Source organism: Methylocella sp. (assembly GCF_041905455.1).
In the GTDB taxonomy this organism is placed as follows: Bacteria; Pseudomonadota; Alphaproteobacteria; order Rhizobiales; family Beijerinckiaceae; genus Methylocapsa.
The window spans coordinates 123,528-145,448 of sequence record NZ_JAYRLA010000002.1 but is presented as its reverse complement, the minus strand read 5'-3'; the positions used below and the strand labels follow the sequence as shown (position 1 = coordinate 145,448).

The 21,921-nt window shown below is 70.8% G+C and carries 21 protein-coding genes; 7 read left to right on the top strand and 14 right to left on the bottom strand.

The window, feature by feature from the left end; all coding sequences use genetic code 11:
* Positions 1-69: 69 nt before the first annotated feature.
* From truB to ACE3OG_RS02805, 8 genes are all read right to left on the bottom strand, one after another.
* The gene (gene truB / locus ACE3OG_RS02840; protein ID WP_374305926.1) at positions 70-966 is read right to left on the bottom strand and encodes a tRNA pseudouridine(55) synthase TruB; all 897 of its coding nucleotides are present in this window, start codon (positions 964-966) and stop codon (positions 70-72) included.
* The gene (gene rbfA, locus ACE3OG_RS02835; protein ID WP_374306079.1) at positions 963-1,379 is read right to left on the bottom strand and encodes a 30S ribosome-binding factor RbfA; all 417 of its coding nucleotides are present in this window, start codon (positions 1,377-1,379) and stop codon (positions 963-965) included. Before rbfA ends, truB begins: the two co-directional genes overlap by 4 nt.
* Before the next feature lie 398 nt (positions 1,380-1,777).
* On the bottom strand, positions 1,778-4,453 hold the full coding sequence (infB, locus tag ACE3OG_RS02830) for a translation initiation factor IF-2 (RefSeq protein WP_374305925.1): 2,676 nt from the start codon (positions 4,451-4,453) through the stop codon (positions 1,778-1,780).
* 290 nt (positions 4,454-4,743) lie between these two features.
* Positions 4,744-5,442 carry an RNA-binding protein gene (locus ACE3OG_RS02825; RefSeq protein WP_374306078.1) on the bottom strand — a complete coding sequence of 233 codons (699 nt, stop codon included), beginning with the start codon at positions 5,440-5,442 and terminating at the stop codon, positions 4,744-4,746.
* A gap of 46 nt (positions 5,443-5,488) precedes the next feature.
* On the bottom strand, positions 5,489-7,090 hold the full coding sequence (nusA, locus tag ACE3OG_RS02820) for a transcription termination factor NusA (protein WP_374305923.1): 1,602 nt from the start codon (positions 7,088-7,090) through the stop codon (positions 5,489-5,491).
* A 4-nt stretch (positions 7,091-7,094) separates the two neighbouring features.
* Positions 7,095-7,913 carry a ribosome maturation factor RimP gene (rimP, locus tag ACE3OG_RS02815; RefSeq protein ID WP_374305921.1) on the bottom strand — a complete coding sequence of 273 codons (819 nt, stop codon included), beginning with the start codon at positions 7,911-7,913 and terminating at the stop codon, positions 7,095-7,097.
* A gap of 174 nt (positions 7,914-8,087) precedes the next feature.
* Positions 8,088-9,047, bottom strand: a complete 960-nt coding sequence (locus tag ACE3OG_RS02810) for an alpha-E domain-containing protein (protein WP_374305918.1) — start codon at positions 9,045-9,047, stop codon at positions 8,088-8,090.
* An 89-nt stretch (positions 9,048-9,136) separates the two neighbouring features.
* Positions 9,137-10,624 (bottom strand): circularly permuted type 2 ATP-grasp protein, encoded by a 1,488-nt coding sequence (locus ACE3OG_RS02805; RefSeq protein WP_374306076.1) that lies wholly within the window; start codon positions 10,622-10,624, stop codon positions 9,137-9,139.
* A gap of 342 nt (positions 10,625-10,966) precedes the next feature.
* Between ACE3OG_RS02805 and ACE3OG_RS02800 the strand changes: the two genes are divergently transcribed.
* From ACE3OG_RS02800 to ACE3OG_RS02790, 3 genes are all read left to right on the top strand, one after another.
* Positions 10,967-11,176 carry a hypothetical protein gene (locus ACE3OG_RS02800; protein WP_374305916.1) on the top strand — a complete coding sequence of 70 codons (210 nt, stop codon included), beginning with the start codon at positions 10,967-10,969 and terminating at the stop codon, positions 11,174-11,176.
* Positions 11,177-11,191: 15 nt separating this feature from the next.
* Complete coding sequence (locus ACE3OG_RS02795; protein WP_374305915.1) at positions 11,192-11,845, top strand: fasciclin domain-containing protein; 654 nt, start codon at positions 11,192-11,194, stop codon at positions 11,843-11,845.
* A 143-nt stretch (positions 11,846-11,988) separates the two neighbouring features.
* Positions 11,989-12,618 (top strand): hypothetical protein, encoded by a 630-nt coding sequence (locus ACE3OG_RS02790; protein ID WP_374305914.1) that lies wholly within the window; start codon positions 11,989-11,991, stop codon positions 12,616-12,618.
* A gap of 6 nt (positions 12,619-12,624) precedes the next feature.
* On the opposite strand, the gene ACE3OG_RS02785 is transcribed toward ACE3OG_RS02790, so the two are convergent.
* A complete protein-coding gene (locus ACE3OG_RS02785) occupies positions 12,625-13,116 on the bottom strand; it encodes an acyl-CoA thioesterase (RefSeq protein ID WP_374305912.1) in 492 nt (163 codons plus the stop codon).
* Positions 13,117-13,254: 138 nt separating this feature from the next.
* Here ACE3OG_RS02785 and ACE3OG_RS02780 point away from each other — a divergent pair, with 138 nt between their 5' ends.
* From ACE3OG_RS02780 to ACE3OG_RS02770, 3 genes are all read left to right on the top strand, one after another.
* On the top strand, positions 13,255-14,106 hold the full coding sequence (locus ACE3OG_RS02780) for an ATP12 family protein (RefSeq protein WP_374305911.1): 852 nt from the start codon (positions 13,255-13,257) through the stop codon (positions 14,104-14,106).
* Positions 14,107-14,150: 44 nt separating this feature from the next.
* Positions 14,151-14,672: a copper chaperone PCu(A)C gene (locus ACE3OG_RS02775; RefSeq protein WP_374305909.1), complete on the top strand. Its 522-nt coding sequence runs from the start codon at positions 14,151-14,153 to the stop codon at positions 14,670-14,672.
* Positions 14,673-14,798: 126 nt separating this feature from the next.
* On the top strand, positions 14,799-15,098 hold the full coding sequence (locus ACE3OG_RS02770; RefSeq protein WP_374305907.1) for a hypothetical protein: 300 nt from the start codon (positions 14,799-14,801) through the stop codon (positions 15,096-15,098).
* Between the two features lie 10 nt (positions 15,099-15,108).
* On the opposite strand, the gene ACE3OG_RS02765 is transcribed toward ACE3OG_RS02770, so the two are convergent.
* Genes ACE3OG_RS02765 through glyA form a run of 4 tightly spaced genes read right to left on the bottom strand, consistent with a single transcriptional unit; the run spans position 15,109 to position 18,676 of the window.
* On the bottom strand, positions 15,109-15,714 hold the full coding sequence (locus ACE3OG_RS02765; protein ID WP_374305905.1) for a riboflavin synthase: 606 nt from the start codon (positions 15,712-15,714) through the stop codon (positions 15,109-15,111).
* A 4-nt stretch (positions 15,715-15,718) separates the two neighbouring features.
* The gene (gene ribD / locus ACE3OG_RS02760; protein WP_374306074.1) at positions 15,719-16,813 is read right to left on the bottom strand and encodes a bifunctional diaminohydroxyphosphoribosylaminopyrimidine deaminase/5-amino-6-(5-phosphoribosylamino)uracil reductase RibD; all 1,095 of its coding nucleotides are present in this window, start codon (positions 16,811-16,813) and stop codon (positions 15,719-15,721) included.
* A 47-nt stretch (positions 16,814-16,860) separates the two neighbouring features.
* Positions 16,861-17,361 (bottom strand): transcriptional regulator NrdR, encoded by a 501-nt coding sequence (gene nrdR / locus ACE3OG_RS02755; RefSeq protein WP_374305902.1) that lies wholly within the window; start codon positions 17,359-17,361, stop codon positions 16,861-16,863.
* Between the two features lie 10 nt (positions 17,362-17,371).
* On the bottom strand, positions 17,372-18,676 hold the full coding sequence (gene glyA / locus ACE3OG_RS02750) for a serine hydroxymethyltransferase (RefSeq protein ID WP_374305899.1): 1,305 nt from the start codon (positions 18,674-18,676) through the stop codon (positions 17,372-17,374).
* A 291-nt stretch (positions 18,677-18,967) separates the two neighbouring features.
* Here glyA and ACE3OG_RS02745 point away from each other — a divergent pair, with 291 nt between their 5' ends.
* Positions 18,968-20,488, top strand: coding sequence for an OmpA family protein (locus tag ACE3OG_RS02745; protein WP_374305897.1), 1,521 nt, complete (start codon positions 18,968-18,970; stop codon positions 20,486-20,488).
* A 114-nt stretch (positions 20,489-20,602) separates the two neighbouring features.
* On the opposite strand, the gene ACE3OG_RS02740 is transcribed toward ACE3OG_RS02745, so the two are convergent.
* Positions 20,603-21,895, bottom strand: a complete 1,293-nt coding sequence (locus ACE3OG_RS02740) for a murein L,D-transpeptidase (RefSeq protein WP_374306073.1) — start codon at positions 21,893-21,895, stop codon at positions 20,603-20,605.
* Between the last annotated feature and the right edge of the window lie 26 nt (positions 21,896-21,921).

Here is a 21,921-nt window from a genome sequence, read left to right as displayed (position 1 = left end):
CCGCCTCCGTCCACCTTACGACGGCGTAGCGGACGAAGCTTGCGCGGGCCCGCCTCGCGGCTGGCGAGGCTAGAACGGCAGGTTGAAGACGCGGCCCGGCACCAGCTCGCCGCGCTCCACCGCGCCGACGGCGATGACCACCCCGCCGCAGGCGGCGTAGGCCGAGCCCTCGGCCGGCGCGTCGGCGCCGCGCAGCAGGATCGACTGGCCGCGCCGCAGGCGCGCCGCCGCGTCGCGGTCGACGCTCACCCGCGGCAGCTCCATGAGCCCCGCCTCGACGCGGCGCATCGCCTGCGCGGCGTCCTCCTCGAGCGAGGCGAGCGTCACGGCGTCGGCCTCGGAGAAGGGGCCGACGCGCGTGCGGCGCAGCGCGCAGACATGGCCGAAGCAGCCGATGAGGCGCCCGAGGTCGCGGGCGATGGCGCGCACATAGGTGCCCTTGCCGCAGCGCGTCTCGAAGGTCGCCTCCGCGCCCGAAAAGCTCACGAGCTCAAGGGCGTGGATCGTCACCAGGCGCGCGGCGAGCTCGACCGTCTCGCCGTCGCGGGCGATGTCGTACGCGCGCTCGCCGTTGATCTTGATCGCCGAATAGGCCGGCGGCGTCTGCTCGATCACGCCGACGAAATTCGGCAGGAAGCGCAGCACGTCCTCGCGCGCGGGCTGCGCGTCGGAGCGGGCGACGACGCGCCCGTCCGAATCGTCCGTATCGGTCTCGGCGCCGAAGCGCACAGTGAAGCGATAGGCTTTCTCGCCGTCCTGCACGAACGGGACGGTCTTGGTCGCCTCGCCGAAGGCGACCGGCAGCACGCCGGAGGCGAGCGGGTCGAGCGTGCCGGCGTGGCCGGCCTTCCTGGCGTTGAAGAGGCGCTTCAGGCGCGAGACGGCGTGGGTCGAGGTCATGCCCACCGGCTTGTCGAGCACCACCCAGCCGTCGATGTCGCGCCGGTTCGAACGTGGCGCGCTCATGCGCGCCCATCCGCCTTGGAGCCGTCGAAGCCGTCGGCGTCGTCCGCCTCCTCTTCGTCATGCGTCGACTCGAGATCGCGGCGCACGGCGGGCGAATTGAGCAGCGCGTCGATCCTGCCGCCGTACTCGAAGCTGCGGTCCGGCTTGAAGCGCACGTCGGGGGAAAAGCGCAGATGCACGCGCTGGGCGATCTCGCCGCGCAGGAACTTCTTGTGGCGCTCCAGCGCGGCCAGCACCTCGTCGACGCGCTCGCCGCCGAGCGGCATGACGTAGACGGTGGCGAGCTTGAGGTCCGGGCTCATGCGCACGTCGGGCACGGTGACGACGCGGCCCTCAAGGGCGGGATCGTCGATCTCGCCGCGGGTCAAAAGCTCGGACATGGCGTGGCGCACGAGTTCGCCGACGCGCAGCATTCTCTGCGAGGGCGCTCCGCCCTGCTGATGATGGACTCTGGACACTTTTCAAGAACTCCGGCGCTGCTTCAGCGCTCCTCTTCGGGCGGTTCTCCGCCTTCAAACTCAATCGGGCGGCAGATCGCGCCGACCGCCGCTCTTCGGGCCTTGCTTCGGCCTCGCGCCGCAGGACGCCCTATCCCGTCCTGCGCCCTTTTTCTTTCAACTGGCGACAGAGCGTCTTGTTTCCCAGATCGTCCGCACGAATTCTTCGGGCTTCTCCGATGTCCGCCCGGCGGGAACCGCCGACGCAGGTCGCGTCCGCGAAGGGCGGCTCCACGCGGCGAGGGCGGAGGGAAGACCCAAAGCCGCGCCTTTCCCCGCCTCCCGCGAAGCCATATCCGCCTCCGGCGCCCGCCTCACAGCGTGCGCTGGATCTCCTCGACGCGGTAGCACTCGATCACGTCGCCGGCGCGCATGTCCTGGTAGCTCTCGAAGGCCATGCCGCACTCCTGTCCGGCGACGACCTCCTTGACCTCGTCCTTGAAGCGCTTGAGCGTCGAGAGCTTGCCCTCGTGCACCACCACGTTGTCGCGGATGAGCCGGACATTGGCGCCGCGCTCGACGCGGCCGTCGGTGACGCGGCAGCCCGCCACCTTGCCGACCTTCGAGATGTGGAAGATCTCGAGGATCTCGGCGTTGCCGAGCATCTCCTCGCGCAGCGTCGGCGAAAGCATGCCCGACAGCGCCGCCTTCACGTCGTCCACGAGATTGTAGATGATGTTGTAGTAGCGGATCTCGACGCCGGCCTGCTCGGCCGCGTTGCGCGCCTCCTTGTGCGCGCGCACGTTGAAGCCGATCAGCGCCGCGCCCGAGGCCGTCGCCAGCGTGACGTCGGATTCGGTGATGCCGCCGACGCCCGCATGGATGATGCGGGCCGCCACCTCGTCGGTGTTGAGCTTCTCGAGCGTCGCCACGATCGCCTCGACCGAGCCCTGCACGTCGCCCTTGACGACGATCGGGAACTCCTTGCGGCCGGCGCTCTTGAGCTGGCTCATCATGTCGACGAGCGAGCTGCGCGCGAGGTTGCCGCGCGCGGCGGCCGCCTCCTTCTTCTGGCGGTCGCGGTACGCGGCGATCTCGCGCGCCCGCGCCTCGCTCTCGACGACGCCGACGCGGTCGCCCGCCTCCGGCGAGCCGGAGAAGCCGAGCACCTCGACCGGCGTCGAAGGGCCGGCCTCGTGCACGGCCGCGCCCTTGTCGTCGATCAGCGCGCGCACCTTGCCCCACTGCGAGCCGCCGACGATGAGGTCGCCGACCTTCAGCGCGCCGCGCTGCACGAGCACGGTGGCGACCGGGCCGCGGCCCCTGTCGAGGCGCGCCTCGATCACCGTGCCTTCGGCCGGGCGGTCGGGATTGGACTTGAGGTCGAGAAGCTCGGCCTGCAGGGCGATGAGGTCGATCAGCTTGTCGAGGTTGATCTTCTTCGTCGCCGACACCTCGACCTCGAGGGTCTCGCCGCCGAGCGATTCGACCTGAACCTCGTATTGCAGCAGTTCGCTGCGCACGCGCTCGGGCTTGGAGTCCGGCTTGTCGATCTTGTTGATCGCCACGATGATCGGCACGCCCGCCGCCTTGGCGTGGGCGATCGCCTCGGCCGTCTGCGGCATCACGCCGTCGTCGGCGGCGACGACGAGGACGACGATGTCGGTCACCTTGGCGCCGCGCGCGCGCATCGCCGTGAAGGCGGCGTGGCCGGGGGTGTCGATGAAGGTGATTGGCAGGCCGTTGCTCGCGACGATCTGGTAGGCGCCGATGTGCTGGGTGATGCCGCCCGCCTCGCCGGAGACGACGTTGGCGTGGCGCAGCGCGTCGAGCAGCGAGGTCTTGCCGTGGTCGACGTGGCCCATGATGGTCACGACCGGCGGGCGCGGAACGAGATGCTCCTCGGAGTCGGGCTGGTCGAACAGGCCCTCCTCGACATCCGACTCGGCGACGCGCTTGACCGTGTGGCCGAGCTCCTCGGCGATGAGCTGGGCGGTGTCGGCGTCGATCACGTCGGTGATCTTGGCCATCTGACCCTGCTTCATCATGAGCTTGATCACGTCGACGGCCCGCTCCGACATGCGGTTGGCGAGCTCCTGGATGGTGATCGTCTCGGGCAGCACGACTTCGCGCGAAAGCCTCTCCTTCGTCTCGCTGACATGACCCTTGAGCCGCTGCGTGCGGCGGCGGAAGGCGGCGATCGAGCGCGTGCGCTCCTCATTGTCGCCGGTCGCGCTGGCCACGGTGAGGCGGCCGCGGTTCTTCTGCTCGGCGCCCTTGACCGGGCGCGCGACGACGACCTTCGGCGGCGGAGCGGCCGGACGGCGGGGGACGCTTCTATGCTCTTCCGCCGCGGGACGCGCCGCGACGGGGGCGCCAGCCTGCGGCGTCGGCGCCGCGGAGGCGCCGGCGGGGACGCGGCGGGCGGAGGCGGCGGGGGCCGGGGCGGGCTCGCCGCCGGCGAGGCGACGCTGCGCCTCCTGCTCGGAGCGGCGCTTCGATTCGGCCTCGGCGAGGCGGCGCGCCTCCTCCTCCTTCTTGCGGGCCTCGGCGGCGGCGCGCTCCTCGCGCTCGCGCGCCTCGCGCTCCTCGCGCGCCCTGGCTTCGGCCTCGGCGCGGCGGCGCGCTTCGACCTCGCGCTCATGCGCGCCCTCGAGGGCGCGCGAGCGGGCCTCGCGCTCCTCCTCGGTCAGGGAGCGCAGGATGACGCCGGAGGCGGCGCGCTGCGGCGCGCCGGAGCGGGACGCCGGCGCCGCAGGCGCGCGCGCGGGCGCCGGAGCGCGGGCGGCGGGCCTTGGCGCGGCGGCCTGCGTCTGCGCCGGCGCGGCGGTCTCGGCGGCCGCCGGCTCGCGCGGCGCATGGGGCGCCGGATGCGGCGCATGCGGCTCGCCGACGGCGCGGCGCTTCACCTTTTCGACGACGACGGCCTTGCTGCGCCCATGCGAAAAACTCTGACGCACGACGCCAGCCTCGACCGGCCTCTTGAGCGAGAGGGTCTTCGTCGGAGCAACGCTCAGCGTGTGGTCGCCAGGATTTTTCGTTTCACTCATAAGTCTTGCGTTCCCGGAGGCTTTCGCCCGTTCCAGATCCATTCCAACCGGCGACGAACGCCGGCGCCGAAACCATCGCGGGACGGTTGCGGCAGCTGCGTGTGCGGCTCCCCTCGCAGCTCTCTAAAGGCATGCGTCGTGAGGATCAGCCGCGTCCTGCGTGATGAGTAGACGTCAGCCCGGCCGCGGCAGAACGGCGCCGGCCAGGCGAATCAAAAAACGCTCCCGATGCGCGGCCGCCGGTTTCGGACCGGGCGAGCCGCCATGGATTTCGCGGAAGGCGGCGCAGGTCAAGCGCTCCCTCCGATCTGATCTTCAGGCTCCATGTGCGGCCGCCCTTCCGGCGCGCCGTCTGGAGCCCCGCCTTCGCGCGAGGCGCCTGCGCGAAAAGCCTCAAGCCGGCGGAGCCGGTCGAGGCAGGCCGCGCCGGCGGAACCGGTCAGCACGGCGGCATGTATCACATTAGACCGCCCGAGCGCCAAATCCAATTCCCCAGATAGGAAGAGTTCAAGCGGACTTCGCACTTTTTCGTCTCGCGCGCTTCGTCTCAGGACCTGTCCGAGCTTGCGCGCTCCGTCAGCGGCGCCGTCGCGCGCATGAAGCACGCCGAGCGCCGTCCCGCCCTCCACCGCTTCGGCGACCTTGCCGAAGCCGGACGCCACCTGCCCCGCCTTGTTGGCGAGCGACAGGAACTGCAGCGCGTCGCGCGCGAGCAGCGCGTCGACCTCCTCGGCGAGCGCCGGCGAGGCGGTCGCCTTGCGGCGGAAGCCCCGCGCGAAAAGCTGGCGGCGCGCCGCCTCGGCGACCGCCGACGCCCTGGCGCTCACCCACACCCCGCGGCCGGGCAGCTTGCGCCGCAGGTCAGGCACGACGACGTCGCCCGGCCCGAGGACGAAGCGGATCATCTCCTCGGGGCGTCCCTTGCGGCGGGTCACGACGCAGGTGCGCTCGGGTCCGGTCTCGGGCTCGTCGTAGACGTCCTCGTGCAGCGCGCGCCTCCGTTCCGCCCGCGGCTTCGCCGCGGCCCTTGCGCCTTTAGCCCTGCGCCGCGTCTTCGGCGGCGGCCTCCTCGACGGGCGCCGGCTGCGGCAGCTCGTCGATCCAGCCGGCGTGCAGCCGCGCCGTCATGATCATCGTCTCGGCCTCCTCGCGCGTCAGCTCGAAGCCGTCGAGATAGCCCGGATGGCGGATCGTCTCCCCCTCCTTGCGCTCCGTCCAGCCGACGAGGTCGTCGGTGGCGCAGCCGGCGAGATCCTCGACGGTCTTGACCTCGTTCTCGCCGAACTTGACGAGCATCGCCGTGGTGACTCCGGCGACCTCGCGCAATTCGTCCTCGACGCCGAGCTCGCGGCGGCGCTCGTCCTGCTCGGCCTCGATGCGGGCGAGATAGTCGTTGGCGCGCGCCTGAATCTCGGCGGCGGTGTCTTCGTCGAAGCCCTCGATCGAGGCGAGCTCGGCGGGCTCGACGAAGGCGAGCTCCTCGACCGAGCGGAAGCCCTCCGAGGCGAGCAGCTGGCCGACCACCTCGTCGACGTCGAGCGCCGCCATGAAGGCGTTGGTGCGCTCGACGAACTCCTTCTGCCGGCGCTCGGACTCCTCGGCCTCGGTCAGGATGTCGATGTCCCAGCCGGTGAGCTGCGAGGCGAGGCGCACGTTCTGGCCGCGCCGCCCGATCGCAAGCGAGAGCTGGTCGTCCGGCACGACGACTTCAATGCGCGCGGAGTCCTCGTCGAGCACGACCTTGACCACTTCGGCCGGCTGCAGCGCGTTGACGATGAAGGTCGCGGCGTCGGCCGACCAGGGAATGATGTCGATCTTCTCGCCCTGCAGCTCGTTGACCACCGCCTGCACGCGCGAGCCGCGCATGCCGACGCAGGCGCCGACCGGATCGATCGAGCTGTCGCGCGAGACGACGGCGATTTTCGCGCGGGATCCGGGGTCGCGGGCGACCGCCTTCACCGTGATGATGTTGTCGTAGATCTCCGGCACTTCCTGCTGGAACAGCTTGGCCATGAATTGCGGATGGGTGCGCGACAGGAAGATCTGCGGCCCGCGCTGCTCGCGCCGCACGTCGTAGACATAGGCCCGCGCGCGGTCGCCCGGACGGAAGGTTTCGCGCGGAATCATCTCGTCGCGGCGGATGGTCGCCTCGCCGCGGCCGAGGTCGATGATGACGTTGCCGTATTCGACGCGCTTGACGACGCCGTTGACGATGTCGCCGATGCGGTCCTTGTATTCCTCGTACTGGCGGTCGCGCTCGGCCTCGCGCACCTTTTGCACGATCACCTGCTTCGCCGACTGCGCCGCGATGCGGCCGAAGTCGAAGGGCGGCAGCGTCTCGGCGATCCAGTCGCCGACCTGCGCGGCCGGGTTCTTCTTGCGCGCCTCATCGAGCGTGATGTGGACGGCGTCGTTCTCGATCTCGTCGACGACGAGCAACAGGCGCGAGAAGCGGATCTCGCCGGTGCGCGGGTTGATCTCGGCGCGCACCTCGGTCTCCTGGCCGTAGCGCGAGCGCGCGGCCTTCTGGATCGCGTCCTCCATCGAGGACAGGACGATCTGCCGGTCGATCGATTTCTCGCGCGCGACCGCGTCGGCGATCTGCAGAAGCTCGAGCCTGTTGGCGCTGACGGCCATGTCCTTAACTCTCCTGTTTGGGCGCGGGCCTTGCGGCGGGCGGCCCGGACGGCCGGCCCTGTTTGGTCTGCTTGAACTGCGTCCTCACTCCCGCCGGCAGCGCCGGCTTGGGTTTTTGCGCGGACGCCTGCTTGCGCGCGTTGCGGGCGGCGAAGCGGCCGGGGCCGCGCGCGGGCGCCGCGCTCTCCTGCCCCTCGCCCGCCGGCGGCGCGCCGTCGCCCTCCTCCTGCGCCTTGGCGGCGCGCAGCGCGGCGCGGATGAGCGTCTCGGTCAGGACGAGCTTGGCCTCGGCGAGATCGTCGAGCGGCAGGCGCGGATGGGGATCCTCGTCCGGCCCCGCGTCCTCGCGCGCCACGACGACGGCCGCCTCGCGGCCTTCGCCTTCGACCGCTTCGAGGCGGCCGCGGAAGCGCTTGCGTCCGCCAAGGCCCTGGCGCAGCTCGACGCGCGCCTCCTGCCCGAGGGCGCGCCGGAAGTCGGAGACGCGCACCAGCGGCCGGTCGACGCCGGGCGAGGACACCTCGAGCCGATAGGCCTGGCGCACCACGTCCTCGACGTCGAGCGCCGGCGACAGCGCCGCGCTCGCCGCCTCGCAATCGTCGATGGTCATCGAGCCGTCGGGCCGCTCGGCCATGATCTGCACCGTCATGCCGTCCTGGCCGGAGATCTTCACCCGCACCAGCCGGTAGCCGAGATCGGCGAGGACGGGCGCGGCGACATGGCCGACGCGCGCCGCCGTCCCCGTCTCGACGACGAGGCGCGGCTCGTCGAGGCCGTCGAGCGCACCCGACGCGGCGAGATCGAGACCCGGCTCCTGCGACACTGCGGCCTTTCCGCCCTGAGCGGGCAATAAAAAAGAGCGGGTCCGGATGGGCCCACTCTCGATACGACGCTCATCCGTCAGGATAGGAACGTTATGAGAATATTACGATGGCGAATATAGACCTGCGCCCCCCTCCGCGCAAGGGCGCGCCGCGCCGGCTTTTGCGCCGCCGCGTCAGTATTGCAGATATTGCTCGCTGATGGTCGAGCCGAGGCGATCGTTGTCCTGCACGAAGGAGGTCAGGAATTCGTGCAGGCCGATCTTGAAGATCTCGGCCGTCGTCGCGCCCTCGAGCCGCTGCATGATGGCGTGCGCCTGCTTCTGGGCCGGGCCGATCTTGCCGTAGGCCTTGGCGATGGCGTCGAGGAAATAGACGATGTTGTCGTAGCAGGCGATCAGCGAGCGCGGCATCTCGAGCTTCAGGATGAGCAGGTCGGCGATCAGCCACGGCTTCACGTTGTCGCGGTAGACCCAGTGATAGGCGGTGAGCGCCGACACCGCGCGCAGGATCGCCGTCCACTGGAAATAGTCGAGCGAGCCGCCGACCGATTCGTCCTCGGGCAGCAGCACGTGATATTTCACGTCGAGAATGCGCGCCGTGTTGTCGGCGCGCTCGACGTAGAGGCCGAGGCGCGAGAACCAGAAGCCGTCGCTGCGCAGCATGGTGCGATAGGACGAGCCGTCGTAGTCGAGCGAGGTCTTCTTGACGAATTCGAGGAAGCGCGAAAGTTCGCGCCGGTCGTAGAAGCCGCGCGTCGCGTGGTTCGCCTCGAACCGCTTGAGCTCGATCCAGGCGCCGTTGATCGCGTCCCACATCTCGACCGTGAGCGCCGTGCGCACCGCGCGCGCGTTGGTGCGCGCGAGCTCGATGCAGTTCCTGATCGAGGACGGATTGTCGGCGGCGAAGGTCAGATATTCGACGACGCTCTGCTCCTCGGCCGCGCCGCGCGTCTCGCGGAAGCCGGCTGCGGCGCCCGAGGACTCGAGCGCGCTCTCCCACTCGGTGCCGGTGCCCGAGTAGCTGGTCGGCAAGGCGGAGAGGCGCTGCGTCGCCTCGACGATGCGGGCGAGGAAATCGGCGCGCTCGACGTAGCGGGCGAGCCAGTAGAGATGGTCGGCGGTGCGGGAAAGCATGGGCTGGCCTGAGGCCTCCGTGGAGGTCCGGCGCCTGCGCGGCGCCGGCGTTGAGGCGGACGTTCGTCGGGGCGGGAGCCGGCCTGCGGTCAGGCCTGGCTTTGGCTCTGGCTCTGGCTTTGCGAGCCGTTGGACTGCGACTGGGTCTGGCTCTGGAACGAGCGGGAGGGGTCGAACGGCGCGTCGTCGATGACCCAGGTGTCCTTGGTGCCGCCGCCCTGGCTCGAATTGACGACGAGGGAGTTCTCGATCATCGCGACGCGGGTGAGGCCGCCCGGCACCACCTTGACGCCGTTGGTTCCGGTCAGCACGAAGGGCCGCAGGTCGACATGGCGCGGCGCGACGCCGGTGTCGAAGAAGGTCGGCGTCGTCGACAGGGCGAGCGTCGGCTGGGCGATGAAGTTCTGCGGCGTCCTGGCGAGCTTGGCGGCGAAGGCCTCGACCTGCGCCTTCGTCGCGCGCGGGCCGACCAGCATGCCGTAGCCGCCCGAGCCGTTGACCTCCTTGACGACGAGCTCGGGCAGATGCTCGAGCACGTGGCGCAGCGCGTCGGGCTCGCGGCAGCGCCAGGTCGGCACGTTCTTCAGAAGGGCCTTTTCGCCGAGGTAGAATTCGACGATCTCCGGCATGTAGGTGTAGATCGCCTTGTCGTCGGCGACGCCGGTGCCGACCGCGTTGGCGAGCGTCACATTGCCCGCATGATAGGCGCGCATCAGGCCCGGCACGCCGAGCACCGATTCGGGGTTGAACGCCTCCGGGTCGAGAAAATTGTCGTCGATGCGGCGATAGAGCACGTCGATCCGCTTCGGCCCCTGCGTCGTGCGCATGTACAGCGCGTCGGCGTCGACGAACAGGTCGCGGCCCTCGACGAGCTCGACGCCGAGCTTGTCGGCGAGGAAGGAGTGCTCGTAATAGGCGGAGTTGAAGCGGCCGGGGGTGAGCAGCGCGACCGTCGGCTGCCCGCCGGCGCTCTCGGGCGCGACGGAGCGCAGCGCGGCGAGCAGAACGTCGGGATAGTTCTCGACCGGAGCGACGCGGTGCTCGGCGAAGAGGTCCGGCATCAGCCGCACCATCACCTCGCGGTTCTCCAGCATGTAGGACACGCCGGACGGCGTGCGGACGTTGTCCTCGAGGACGTAGAAATCCTCCTCGCCGGTGCGCACGACGTCGATGCCGGCGATATGCACGTAGATGTCGTATGGCACCGGCCGTCCGACCATCTGCGGACGGAACTCGGGATTCTCGAGCACGATGTCGCGCGGGATCTTGCCCGCCCTGAGGATCTCCTGCCCGCCGTAGATGTCGCGGAGGAAGGCGTTGAGCGCCTTGACGCGCTGCAGGAGCCCCGCCTCGAGGCGCGTCCATTCCAGGCGCGTCATCACCCGGGGAATGATGTCGAAGGGAATGAGCCGCTCGCCGGCGTCCTTCTCGCCATAGACGGCGAAGGTGATGCCGATGCGGCGGAACAGAAGCTCCGCCTGGGCGCGCCGCGCGGCCAGCTGCTCGACGGGCGTCGAGTCGAGCCATCGCGCGATCTTTGCGTAGACGGCGCGCACGTCGCCGCCCGCCACGGTCATTTCATCGAAACAGCCGTCCGCCAATGTCGCGCTCCCGCTGAGATCATGCCTGCGCGGACGTCGCGCGGCGCGCTTCGCCAAGCATTTCACATACCATGAGCTCGGCGGGCTCCTCCATCCTAGACCACGCCCCGGCCTCCGCAACCGCCGGACGACCGAGGCGGGCCCTGTCGGAACGAGCCGTTTCGCCGCCCGACGAGATGCGCTTTCCACGCTGAAAACGCCGCCGCGCGAGGTTCGATCCGCCGATTTGCGCCGGCCGCGCCGGCGCATGGTTAACAGGATGTAAACTTTAATCGTCGAGTCTTGTCGCGCCCGTCACGCCAACGAGGAGCTCCGCCGATGTCGATCGACCCCTTGCGCTTTCTCGCCCCCCGCTCGTCTTCGCTCGCTTTCCTCTCCAGCGCCCGGCGCGGCGCCGCCGGCGTCTCGCCCGGCCAGGCCGCCCGGCTCGGCGCGATCGCCCTCCTCGCGGGCGTCGTCGTCGCGGCGGCGGCCTCGCGCGGCGCGGCGCCGGAGACGGCGCGGCCCGCCGTCCTCGCCGCGCGCTGAAGGCCCGTGCAGAAGATGAGGCCGCTGGCCGTTCTTGCGCTCGCCGTTCTTGCGCTCGCCGCGCCGGCTCCCGCGGCGCGCGCGCAGGAAACGCCAAAGCAGGAAGCGCCGAAGCAGGAGACGCCGGCGCAGGAGACGCCGGCGCCCGCGCCCGTCCCGGAGAAGTTCGAGCTTTCGCTCGAGGCCGGCGGCGGCGTCATGACCGCCTCGCGGACGATTCCGGAAAATCTCGCCGGCGCGAAGGATCTGACCAGGATCGCCGCCCTGCTCGGAAGCGCGAGCCTCGCCGAGACGCTCGCCGCGCCGGGCCCCTACACCCTGTTCGCGCCGACCGACCGCGCCTTCGACGGCGCCCCCAAGGAGGTCGCGCGGCTCCTCGGCGAGGCCGCCTTCGATCCGCAGACGCCGCAGGCCGCGCGCAGGATCGCCGCCTACCATGTGGCGCCGGGACGGCTCACCGCGCAGAAGCTCTACGAAGCCGTCAAGGCCGGAGGCGGCGAGGCGCGGCTCAGGACGCTCGACGGCGAGGAGCTGAGCGTGCGCTGGACCGGCGTGCGCCTCGAGCTCGTCGACGCGCGCGGCGCCCGCGCGCGCGTCATAACGTCGGACGCGATCCAGAAAAATGGCGTCATCCACGTCATAGACGCGGCGCTGTCGCCGAAAAGTTGAGCAATGCGGCCGCGCGACGCCTTCCAAACAGGCGCCGCGCCCGCGCGCCATTGCATTCCGCGCCGGGGTTTGTTTTCCCTGTCGTCGGCGCGGGGCTTGCGCCCGCAGGGGCGCGGACGCAGGCGAGATGGACGAGGTGAGCCGTGATCGAACAGGCGATGGCCTTCGCCCTCGGCGTCGCGCTCGCGGGGCTTGTCGCGCTCGCGGTCGCGCCGGCGTTCTGGCGGCGCGCCCTGCGCCTGTCGCGGCGCCGGCTCGAGCTGACGACGCCCCTGTCGATGGAGGAGATCTCCGCCGGCCGCGACGCGTTGCGCGCCCGCTTCGCGGTCGAGCGCCGCGCGCTCGAACAGGCGGCGGACCGGCTGACGGCGCGCCGCGGCGCCGACATGATCGAGCTCGGACGTCGCGCCATGGAGCTCGCGGCCCTGCGCGAATCCTGCGCCCGGCTGGAGGGCGAGGGCGCGGCGCGCGAGGCGACGATCGCCGAGCTGCGCCGCCTCCTCGCCGAGACGCAGGCCGAGCGCGCCGGCGCCCATCTCGCGCTGCATGGCGCCGACGAGCTCGCGCAGGCTCGCGGTCGCGAGCTGGCGGACGCGCGCGCGGAGCTCGCAGCCCTTCGCGCGCAGGCCGCCCGCCTCGCGCAGGGCGGGCAGGCGCGCGGGACGGCCGAGCGCGAGGAGAACGAGGTCCTGCGCCAGGCGCTGAAGGAGTTCGGAGCCGCCGTCGCGCGCGCGACGCAGGACGGCGCGCCCGCGGGGACGCCAACGCCCTGACGGCGCCTATCGATCCGGCATGCCGACGTGCAACGCCTTGTTGCGCGCCGTGATCTCCTGGCGCATCTCCTTGCGCATCTTGCCGGCGTCGAACAGGCGCCGCTCCGTCTCGCTCTCGAGCTGCAGCGGCGGCGCGGCGGCCGGCTTGCCGTCCTTCCCGAGCGAAACCATGGTGAAGTAGCAGGACACGACGTGACGCTTGGCGCCGTCGGCGATGTGCTCCGCCGTCACCTTGACGCCGACCTCCATGGAGCTCTTGCCGACGTAATTGACGTTGGCGCTGAAGGTCACGAGCTCGCCGACCTTGATCGGCTCGCGGAAGATCACCTGATCGAGCGATACGGTCACGACATAGGTCTTGCAGTAGCGCGCGGCGCAGGCGTAGGCGACCTGGTCGAGCAGCTTGAGGACGGCGCCGCCGTGCACATGGCCGGAGAAATTGGCGAGATCCGGCGTCATCAGCACGGTCATGTAGAGAGATTTTTCCTGTCGGGTCATGAGCCTTTGGTCAACTCCCGCGCCGGGGCGACCGCCGCCCCGATCGTATGACTTTGGCATCACGCTCCGTTCTTGCAAAGCGGCGTTCGGGCGGCGCCGACGTTGCGGGGCGAGAAGAACTGGGGCACTTCTCGTCCCATGACCGAAGACGAAAAACCGAAAGACGGCGAAACGCGTCCGGCGCTGCGCCAGGACCTCGACGCCGCGCTCGCCGCGCCGCTCGGCGAGATCGACCCTTTCGCGCTGGCGCGCCGGGACCTCGCCAAATCGCTGCCGCGCCGCTTCTATAAGGCGGCCGGCGCGCAGGCCTGCGCCGAAGGCTTCGAGCTCGCGCTCGACGGGCGGCCCGCGCGCACCCCGGCGCGCAACAGGATCGCGCTGCCGACGCTGGCGGCGGCGCAGGCGCTTGCGGCGGAATGGGAGCGCCAGAGCGAGATCGTCGATCCGGCGCAGATGCCGCTGACGCGCATCGTCAACTCGGCGATCGACGGCGTCGCGCGCGAGATCGAGGCGGTCGCCGCGGAGATCGCCCGCTACGGCGCCTCCGACCTCATCTGCTACCGCGCGGCGGGGCCCGAGGCGCTCGAGCGCGCCGAGGCCGCGGCCTGGGACGTCGCGCTCGATTTCGCCGCGCGCGAGCTCGGCGCGGAGCTCGTCGTCGCCCGCGGGATCGCTTTCGTGGAGCAGCCGGAGGCGGCGCGCGCGGCCCTCGTCGAGGCGGCGCGCGCCGCCGCGCGCCCGGAGGCCGGCGGCGCCTTCTCGCTCGCCGCGTTGCACGTCATGACGACGCTCACCGGGTCGGCCGTGCTCGCCTTCGCCGTCGAGCGGGGCACGATGAGCGCGGCGGACGCCTGGACCGCCGCCCATGTCGACGAGGATTTCGAGATGGCGCGCTGGGGCGCCGACGACGAGGCGCTCGCGGCGCGGGCGCGGCGCTGGCGCGAGATGGAGGCGGCGGCGGACCTCATCGCCGCCTTGCGCGCGCCCTGAACGCGTGGTTCGCTCGCGCCGCACAGACAGCCGGAGCTCCGTTCATGATGTTCAAGACCCGTTTCGCCGCCGCTCTCATCGCCGGCTTCGCGGCGCTTTCGCCCGCGCTCGCCCATGAGCTGAAGCAGGGCGCGATCGCGATCGAGCATCCTTGGGCGCGCGCGACGCCGGCCGGGGCGCGCGTGACGGCGGGATACATGACCCTCAACAATGCCGGCGAGACGCCCGACCGGCTCGTCTCCGTCAGCTCGGAGATCGCCGATCACGTGTCGCTGCACCAGTCCGTCGAGGAGGCGGGCGTGCGGAAGATGCGTCTCGTCCCCGACGGGCTCGCCGTCCCGGCGAAGGGCGGGGCGACGCTGCAGCCCGGCGGCTATCACGTGATGTTCGAGGGGCTGAAGCGGCCGCTCAAGGAAGGCGAGAGCTTTCCCGCGACCCTCGCCTTCGAGAAGGCCGGCGCCGTCGTCGTGAACTTCATGGTCGAGCCGATCTCCGCCGCGCAGCAGGAGGCGGCGCGCCGCCACGACGGCATGCGCGACATGCGCGATATGCACGACATGCATTGACCAAGCGCCGCTCCGCGGGCGCGGCGGCGAATGCGGCTTGCGCGATTTCGCGAGCCGCGCCAGATTGGCGCCTTCCCGGCTGCGACATAATGTCGCCGCCGCCGCTCCGCCCGAACGGAAGCCGTCATGATCATCGAATATGATTTCGGCAAGAAGGAGCGCGTGGCGCCCTCGCGCGCCGCGCCGCCTCCAGCGCAGGGCCGCCAGCCCGCCCCGGAGGCCGAAAGGAGCCGCGCCGCCGCGGCGGAAATGCCGCTCGAGCGCGCGCGGGCGCGCGCGGTCCGGCTCGAAGCGGCCCTGCGCGCGGCCAAGGCGGCCTGCGAGTCGCGGCGCACGGGCCGCGCGTCGAAAATTCTGGTCGACGCCGACGAATACGCCCGCCTGCTGCGCTGCAAGGAGCTGGTCGTCTCCGCGCTCGAGGTCTGAGCCTCGCCCCTCAGGCCGGGGTCTGCGCCAGCCGCGCCGCGTAGCGGGCCATCAGGTCGACCTCGAAGTTGAGCGGGTCGCCCTCCTTCCGCTCGCCCCAGGTCGTGACCTCGAGCGTGTGCGGGATGAGCAGGACGGAAAAAGCCTCGCCGTCGACGTCGTTGACCGTGAGCGAGGTTCCGTCCAGCGCGACCGAGCCCTTCGGCGCGACGAAGCGGGCGAATTCGCGCGGGACGCGGATCGAGAAGCGGCTCATGCCGTCGAACGGCTCGACCTTCTCGATGCGCGCCACCGCGTCGACATGGCCGGTGACGATGTGGCCGCCAAGCTCGTCGCCGATCTTCAGCGCCCGCTCGAGGTTGAGCCGCGTCCCTTCGCGCCATGCGCCGGCGCTGGTCTTGTCGAGCGTCTCGGCGCCGACGTCGACCTCGAACCAGGCGCCCTCTCCTTCCGGTCCGCGCGCGACCACCGTCAGGCAGGGGCCGGAGCAGGCGATCGAGGCGCCGAGCGCGATCGTGTCCGGCGCGTAGGCGCAGGCGACGCGCATGCGCCGCAGCGCGCCGCGCTCCTCGACGCTCAGGACGCGCCCGACGTCGGTGACGATGCCTGTGAACATGGGGCTACAGAATCCTCGAATAGCGGATCAGCTGATCGTCGCCGACCCGCGCCGCGTCCGTCTTCTCACAGACGGCTCCCGCGTCAAGCGCCGCCAGCCGTTCGGGGCGAAGGGCCAAAAGCCCCGGCGCGTCGAGCCGGCGCGGGCTTTTCAGCAGGACGAGCTCGTCGACGACGTCGGCGGCGAGCAGGGATTCGGCGAGCGCCGGGCCGCCCTCGCAGAACAGCCGCGTCACGCCGCGCGCAGCCAGGAGCGCCAGCGCGTCGCGCGGATCGACGCGCCCTTCGCCGTCGGCCGGCGCGCAGGCGACCTCGACTCCCAGCGCCTCTAGCCGCGCCGCGGACTCATGGCTCGCATCCTCGCCGGCGATGACCAGCACGGGCGCGGCGCGGGCGTCCTGCGCCAGCCGCGAGGCCGGCGAAAGGGTCAGGCGCGGATCGAGGACGACGCGCAGCGGGCGGCGGCCCTCGAGTCCCGGCAGGCGCACGGTGAGCAGGGGATCGTCGGCGCGCGCGGTCCCGGCGCCGATCAGGATCGCGTCGTGCAGCGCGCGCATCATGTGCGCGGCGCGGTTAGCCTCGTCGCCCGTGATCATCAGCCGCGGCCCCCCGCGCGCCGCGGCGAAGCCGTCGGCGGTCATGGCGAGCTTCAGCGTGACCATCGGGCGGTTCCGCGTCACGCGCAGCACATGGCCGAGATTGGCGCGCAGCGCCTGCGTCTCGCAGACGCCTTCGCGCGTCTCCAGCCCGGCGGCGCGCAGCATGGCGAAGCCGCGCCCGCCGACGCGCGGGTCGGGGTCGCGCAGCGCCGCGACCACGCGCGAGACGCCGGCCTCGATCACCGCCTGCGCGCAGGGCGGCGTGCGGCCATGGTGGCTGCAGGGCTCGAGCGTGACATAGAGCGTCGCTCCGCGCGCCTCGTCGGCCCGGTCGGCTTCGGAAAGGCGGGCGAGCGCCTCCGTCTCGGCGTGCGGGCGCCCGCCCGGCTGGGTCCAGCCGCGCGCGAGAATGACGCCGTCCCTGACGATGAGCGCGCCGACCGCCGGATTGGGAGCGCAGACGCCGAGCCCGCGGCGCGCGAGCGCGATCGCCGCGCTCATGAAGCGCGCGTCGGCGTCGGCCTCGTCCTGCGTCGCGGCGCCTTGCGTCACGGCTTCTTCGGCGGGCTCGCCGACGCCTGCCCCGCCTCGTCGTCGCCGCCGACGCCAAGCTCGTCGACGACGGCGCTGAAGTCGCGCGCCTCGCGGAAGTCGCGGTAGACCGAGGCGAAGCGGACGTAGGCGACGTCGTCGAGGCCGCGCAGCCCCTCCATCGCCAGCTCGCCGATCTGATGGCTCGGAATTTCAGCTTCGCCCTGGCTTTCGAGCTGGCGCACGATGCCGTTGACCATGCGCTCCACGCGCTCGGGATCGACCGGCCGCTTGCGCAGCGCGACCTCGATCGAGCGCATCAGCTTGTCGCGGTCGAACGGAGCGCGCCGACCCGATTTCTTGACGACGGCGAGCTCGCGCAACTGCACGCGCTCGAAGGTCGTGAAACGGCCGCCGCAGTCGGGACAGATGCGCCGCCGCCTTATGGCGGCGGCGTCGTCGACCGGACGCGAGTCCTTGACCTGGGTGTCGAGGCCCCCGCAGTAAGGGCATCGCATCCGGCTGGTCTCAGTAGATCGGGAAGCGGCCCGTCAGCTCGAGGACGGCTTCCTTGACCTTGCCCTCGACCTCGCCATTGCCCTGGTCGCCGTTGACCGAGAGGCCGTCGAGCGTCTGCGCGATCAGTTCGCCGACCTTCTTGAACTCGGCGACGCCGAAGCCGCGCGAGGTGGCCGCCGGCGCGCCGAGGCGGATGCCGGAGGTGACCATCGGGCTCGCCGTGTCGAAGGGCACGCCGTTCTTGTTGCAGGTGATGTTGGCGCGCCCGAGGGCCGCCTCCGCCGCCTTGCCGGTGACGTTCTTCGGCCGCAGGTCGACGAGCATCAGATGGTTGTCGGTGCCGCCGGAGGCGAGGGCGAAGCCCGCGCCCTTGAGCGTCTCGGCGAGCGCCCGCGCGTTCTCGACCACCTGGCGGGCGTAGACCTTGAACTCGGGCTGCAGCGCCTCGCCGAAGGCCACCGCCTTGCCGGCGATGACATGCATCAGCGGGCCGCCCTGCAGGCCCGGGAACACCGCCGAATTGATCTTCTTGGCGATGTCCGGATCGTTTGTCAGCACGAGGCCGCCGCGCGGGCCGCGCAGGGTCTTGTGCGTCGTCGAGGTCACGACATGGGCGTGCGGGAACGGCGAGGGATGCACGCCGCCGGCGACGAGGCCGGCGAAATGGGCCATGTCCACGAAGAAATAGGCGCCGATCGAATCGGCGATCTTGCGGAAGCCCTCGAAATCCCAGTGGCGCGGATAGCCCGAGCCGCCGGCGATGATGAGCTTCGGCTTGTGCTCCGCGGCGAGCTTGGCCACCTGCTCCATGTCGATGCGATGGTCGTCGCGGCGCACGCCATACGGGATCGGCTTGAACCACTTGCCGGACAGGTTGACGGGCGAGCCATGGGTGAGATGGCCGCCGGCGGCGAGGTCGAGGCCCATGAAGGCGTCGCCCGGCTGCAGGAGCGCGAGGAAGACGGCCTGGTTGGCCTGGCTGCCGGAGTTCGGCTGGACGTTGGCGAACTTGCAGTCGAACAGGCGCGTGACGCGCTCGATGGCCAGCGACTCGGCGATGTCGACATACTGGCAGCCGCCGTAATAGCGCCGGCCCGGATAGCCTTCGGCGTATTTGTTGGTGAGGATCGAGCCCTGAGCCTCGAGGACCGCGCGCGAGACGATGTTCTCCGAAGCGATCAGCTCGATCTCATGCCGCTGACGCCCGAGCTCCAGTTCGATCGCGTTGGCGATTTCCGGATCGGAATCCTTGAGATGCGCGGCGAAGAAAGAATTGGAAGCGCTTGAGCGCGCTTCGGCGCCAGCCTGGGTCATCTGCGATCTCCTCCTGCACTCGAAATTAGTCGTTCGACGTAAATCCGCCGGGCGCCTGCTTGACCGCCGTCCGCCGAATCAGGTTCGGAGATGGCAATATCATGCGCCTCATTGCGAAGGAAGAAGAGGCCGCCGTAGAATAATTTGCGAAAGACAAAAAGATTTTTGGCCCTTGCTGCGACGCGGCAAAATTGACAAGCGCCCAGCTTGGGGCTTCACTCCGCGGCCGGTCCGCCGCCGACGACGGAACGACAGACGCGGTGCCGCCGGACGTTCAAAGGAGCTGCGAGAATGGCGGGACTTCAGGATATTGTTGCGGACCTAGACCAGAGCCTTTCGATCGGACCTGCGGCCGGCTCGCTGGTCAAGGAGCTGCTCCAGCTCATCTTCTCGCGTTCGGACGGTTTCAAGGGCTTCCTCGACAGCTTCGACGCCGCGGGCCTTGGCGCCGTCGTCAACTCGTGGATCGGCAAGGCGGACGCGCCGGCGACGGCGCCGCATGGCGTGATCCAGGCGTTCGGCGGACCGGCCATCGCCGCCCTCGCGCAGAAGGTCGGGCTCGACCCGGGCGTGGCGACCGCGGCTCTCGCCTTCGTCGTGCCGAAGCTGGTCGGCTTCCTCACGCCCGGCGGCGCCATTCCCTCCTCGACTCCGCCGGCGGTCGCGGCCTTTCTCTCCGCTCCGGCCGCCGCGACGCCGGCCGCCGCCGCGCCAGCCGTCGCGCCCGTCTCCGCCCATGGCGCGACGACGGCTCCCGCCGCCGCGCCGAGAGCCGGCCGGGGCGAGGACACCGCCGGCGTCAATCGCTTCATCTTTCCCGGGATCGCCGCCGTGCTCGCAGCGGCCTTCCTCTATCATTTCCTGACGACCGACAGGACCCCGCCGGCGCCAGCGCCCGGCCCCGCGGCGACGACGGCTCCGCCCGCCGCCGAGCCCCCGGCGTACGCCCACACGCCGGCCGCGCCTGAACCTGCTCCCGTCCCTGCGCCCGCGCCGACAGCCGAGGCCCCCGCGACGCCCGCCGCCCCCGCGGAGACTCCCGTCCACGCGCCGACGCCGACGACGCCCGCGGCGAGCGGAACGTCGCACATCGCGCTCTCGCATGACGCGCATGGCGGCGTCGCCGTCTCCGGCGTCGTGCCCGACGAGGCGACCCATGCGTCGATCGTCTCCGCCCTCAAGAGCGCCTTCGGCGGCTCCGTCCTGGACGGCGTCAGCGTCGACGCCACAGCGGCGACGGCTCCCTGGCTCGCCAGACTCTCCGACGCCTTCGCGTTCCTGAAGGCGCCGAACCTCCACGCCGTCTTCGACGGCGACAAGGTCTCGGTCGCCGCGCCCGAGGACGAGCTGCAGGCGATTCTCGCGAAACTGAAGGATCTGTTCGGCGGCTCCGTCGCGGTCGCGCCGCTGCCGCCCGAGCAGATCGCGGCTTTCGACGTGGAGACCCTGACGAGCGAGGCCACCGAAGCAAACCTCGCGACGGCGCTCAATCAGGCGACGATCAACTTCGAGACGAACAGCGCGGTGATCGACGACGGCGGCAAGCTGATCCTGCTGCGCGCCGCCGAGCTCATCAAGAAGCTGCCGGACGGCACGCTCGTCCAGATCGACGGCTTCACCGACCAGACGGGCGATCCCGGCCACAACCTCGCCCTGTCGCAGCGCCGCGCCGACGCCGTGCGCCAGTTCCTGATCGACGCCGGCGTTTCAGGCGACGGCCTCGCCGCCAAGGGCCACGGCAGCGCCGCCTCCACGACTTCGGGCGCCAGCCGGACCGACCGGCGCATCGAGTTCTCGTTCACCCATCGCTGAGGTTGCGCGGGAGCGGCCTCGCCGCTCCCGCGCGAACGACGCGCGCGAAGCAGCCCAAAGAAAAAAGCCGCCGGGATCGCTCCCTGCGGCTTTTCAGTTGGGCAGGCGCCGGAGCTATTGCTCGTCGTCGCTCATAGGCGCGAGGCCGCGGGCGCTGACGTTGACGGGGCGCGCCGCGCCCGGCGCGATCGCCTCCTGCAGGGTCGGGCCGGCCGCGCTCGCCGTCTGTGCGGCGCCGTCGCGCTGATAGATGTCGTCGCGGAACTGGATGACCCCGTCCGGGCTCGCCCAGGCGGTGATGTAGACCCAATAGACCGGCACGGGCGCGGCGAGCCTGGCGTCGATGCGCTGGCCCGAGCGGATCGCTTCGTCGATCTGCGGCCGGCCCCAGCCGGGCGTGTCCTTCAGGAGCCAGGCGACGTAGTCGCGCACGTTCTGGACGCGGATGCAGCCCGAAGAGACGAAACGGAAATCGTCGCCGAACACGCCCTTCTCGGGCGTGTCATGCATATAGACGCCATAAGGATTGGAGATGTTGATGCGCACCACGCCAAGCGAGTTGATGTCGCCGCCCGGGTCCTGCCGGTAGCGATAGTTGGTCGCCTGATTGGTGTTCCAGTCGATCTGGCTCGGCTGAACTTCCTGGTTGTCCTTGTCGAAGATGCGGATCTTGTGCTCGGTCAGGTAGTTCGGGTTCTTCAGCATCTTCGGGATCAAGTCTTTCTTGATCAGCGAAGGCGGCACGGTCCAGTAGGGATTGAAGTTGATGTCGGTCGCCTTGGTCATCATGACCGGCGACTGGCGGTCGATCTTGCCGACGCCCGCCGCGTGATGCGTCGCGACGACGCCGTTCTCGACGGTTTCGACCGCCATGGCCGGGATGTTGGCCATGACGAAGCGCTCGCCGAGATTGCCCGAATAGGAGCGCAGACGGACGAGATTGATCTCGAGCTGGTGCAGGCGGAAGTCGGCCGGCGCGTTGAGGGCGCTGAGCGTCTCCTTGTTGACGATTCCCGTCTCCAGCAGGCCGTGGCGCGCCTGGAAGCGCTTGACGCCCGCCTCGACGAAGGAGTCGAACACGGGAGACGCGTTGACCGCGGCGTCGATCAGGTCGCCGGAGGCGGCGAGGCGCTTGCGCAGCGCGACGACCGCAGATCCATTGCCGCCGAGCCGCAGCGTCGCGCCGCCCGGAACCGTGTTCCAGCCGCCGTTCGCGACGATCTTGCGGTAGGTTTCGATCGCCTGCGCGGTCGCGTCGAGGGTCGACTGCGACAGGACGGGCGTGTTGGAGCGCGCGACGGAAAGCCGCGGCGCGGCGTCGTAGACCTGCGCCCATTCGGCCTGATCGCCGTAGCCGGCGGCGGACGCCGGAACGCCGGAGGCCGCCAGAACGGAGGCGAAGCACAGGCTGGAGACGGCCGCCGCGCGGCGCG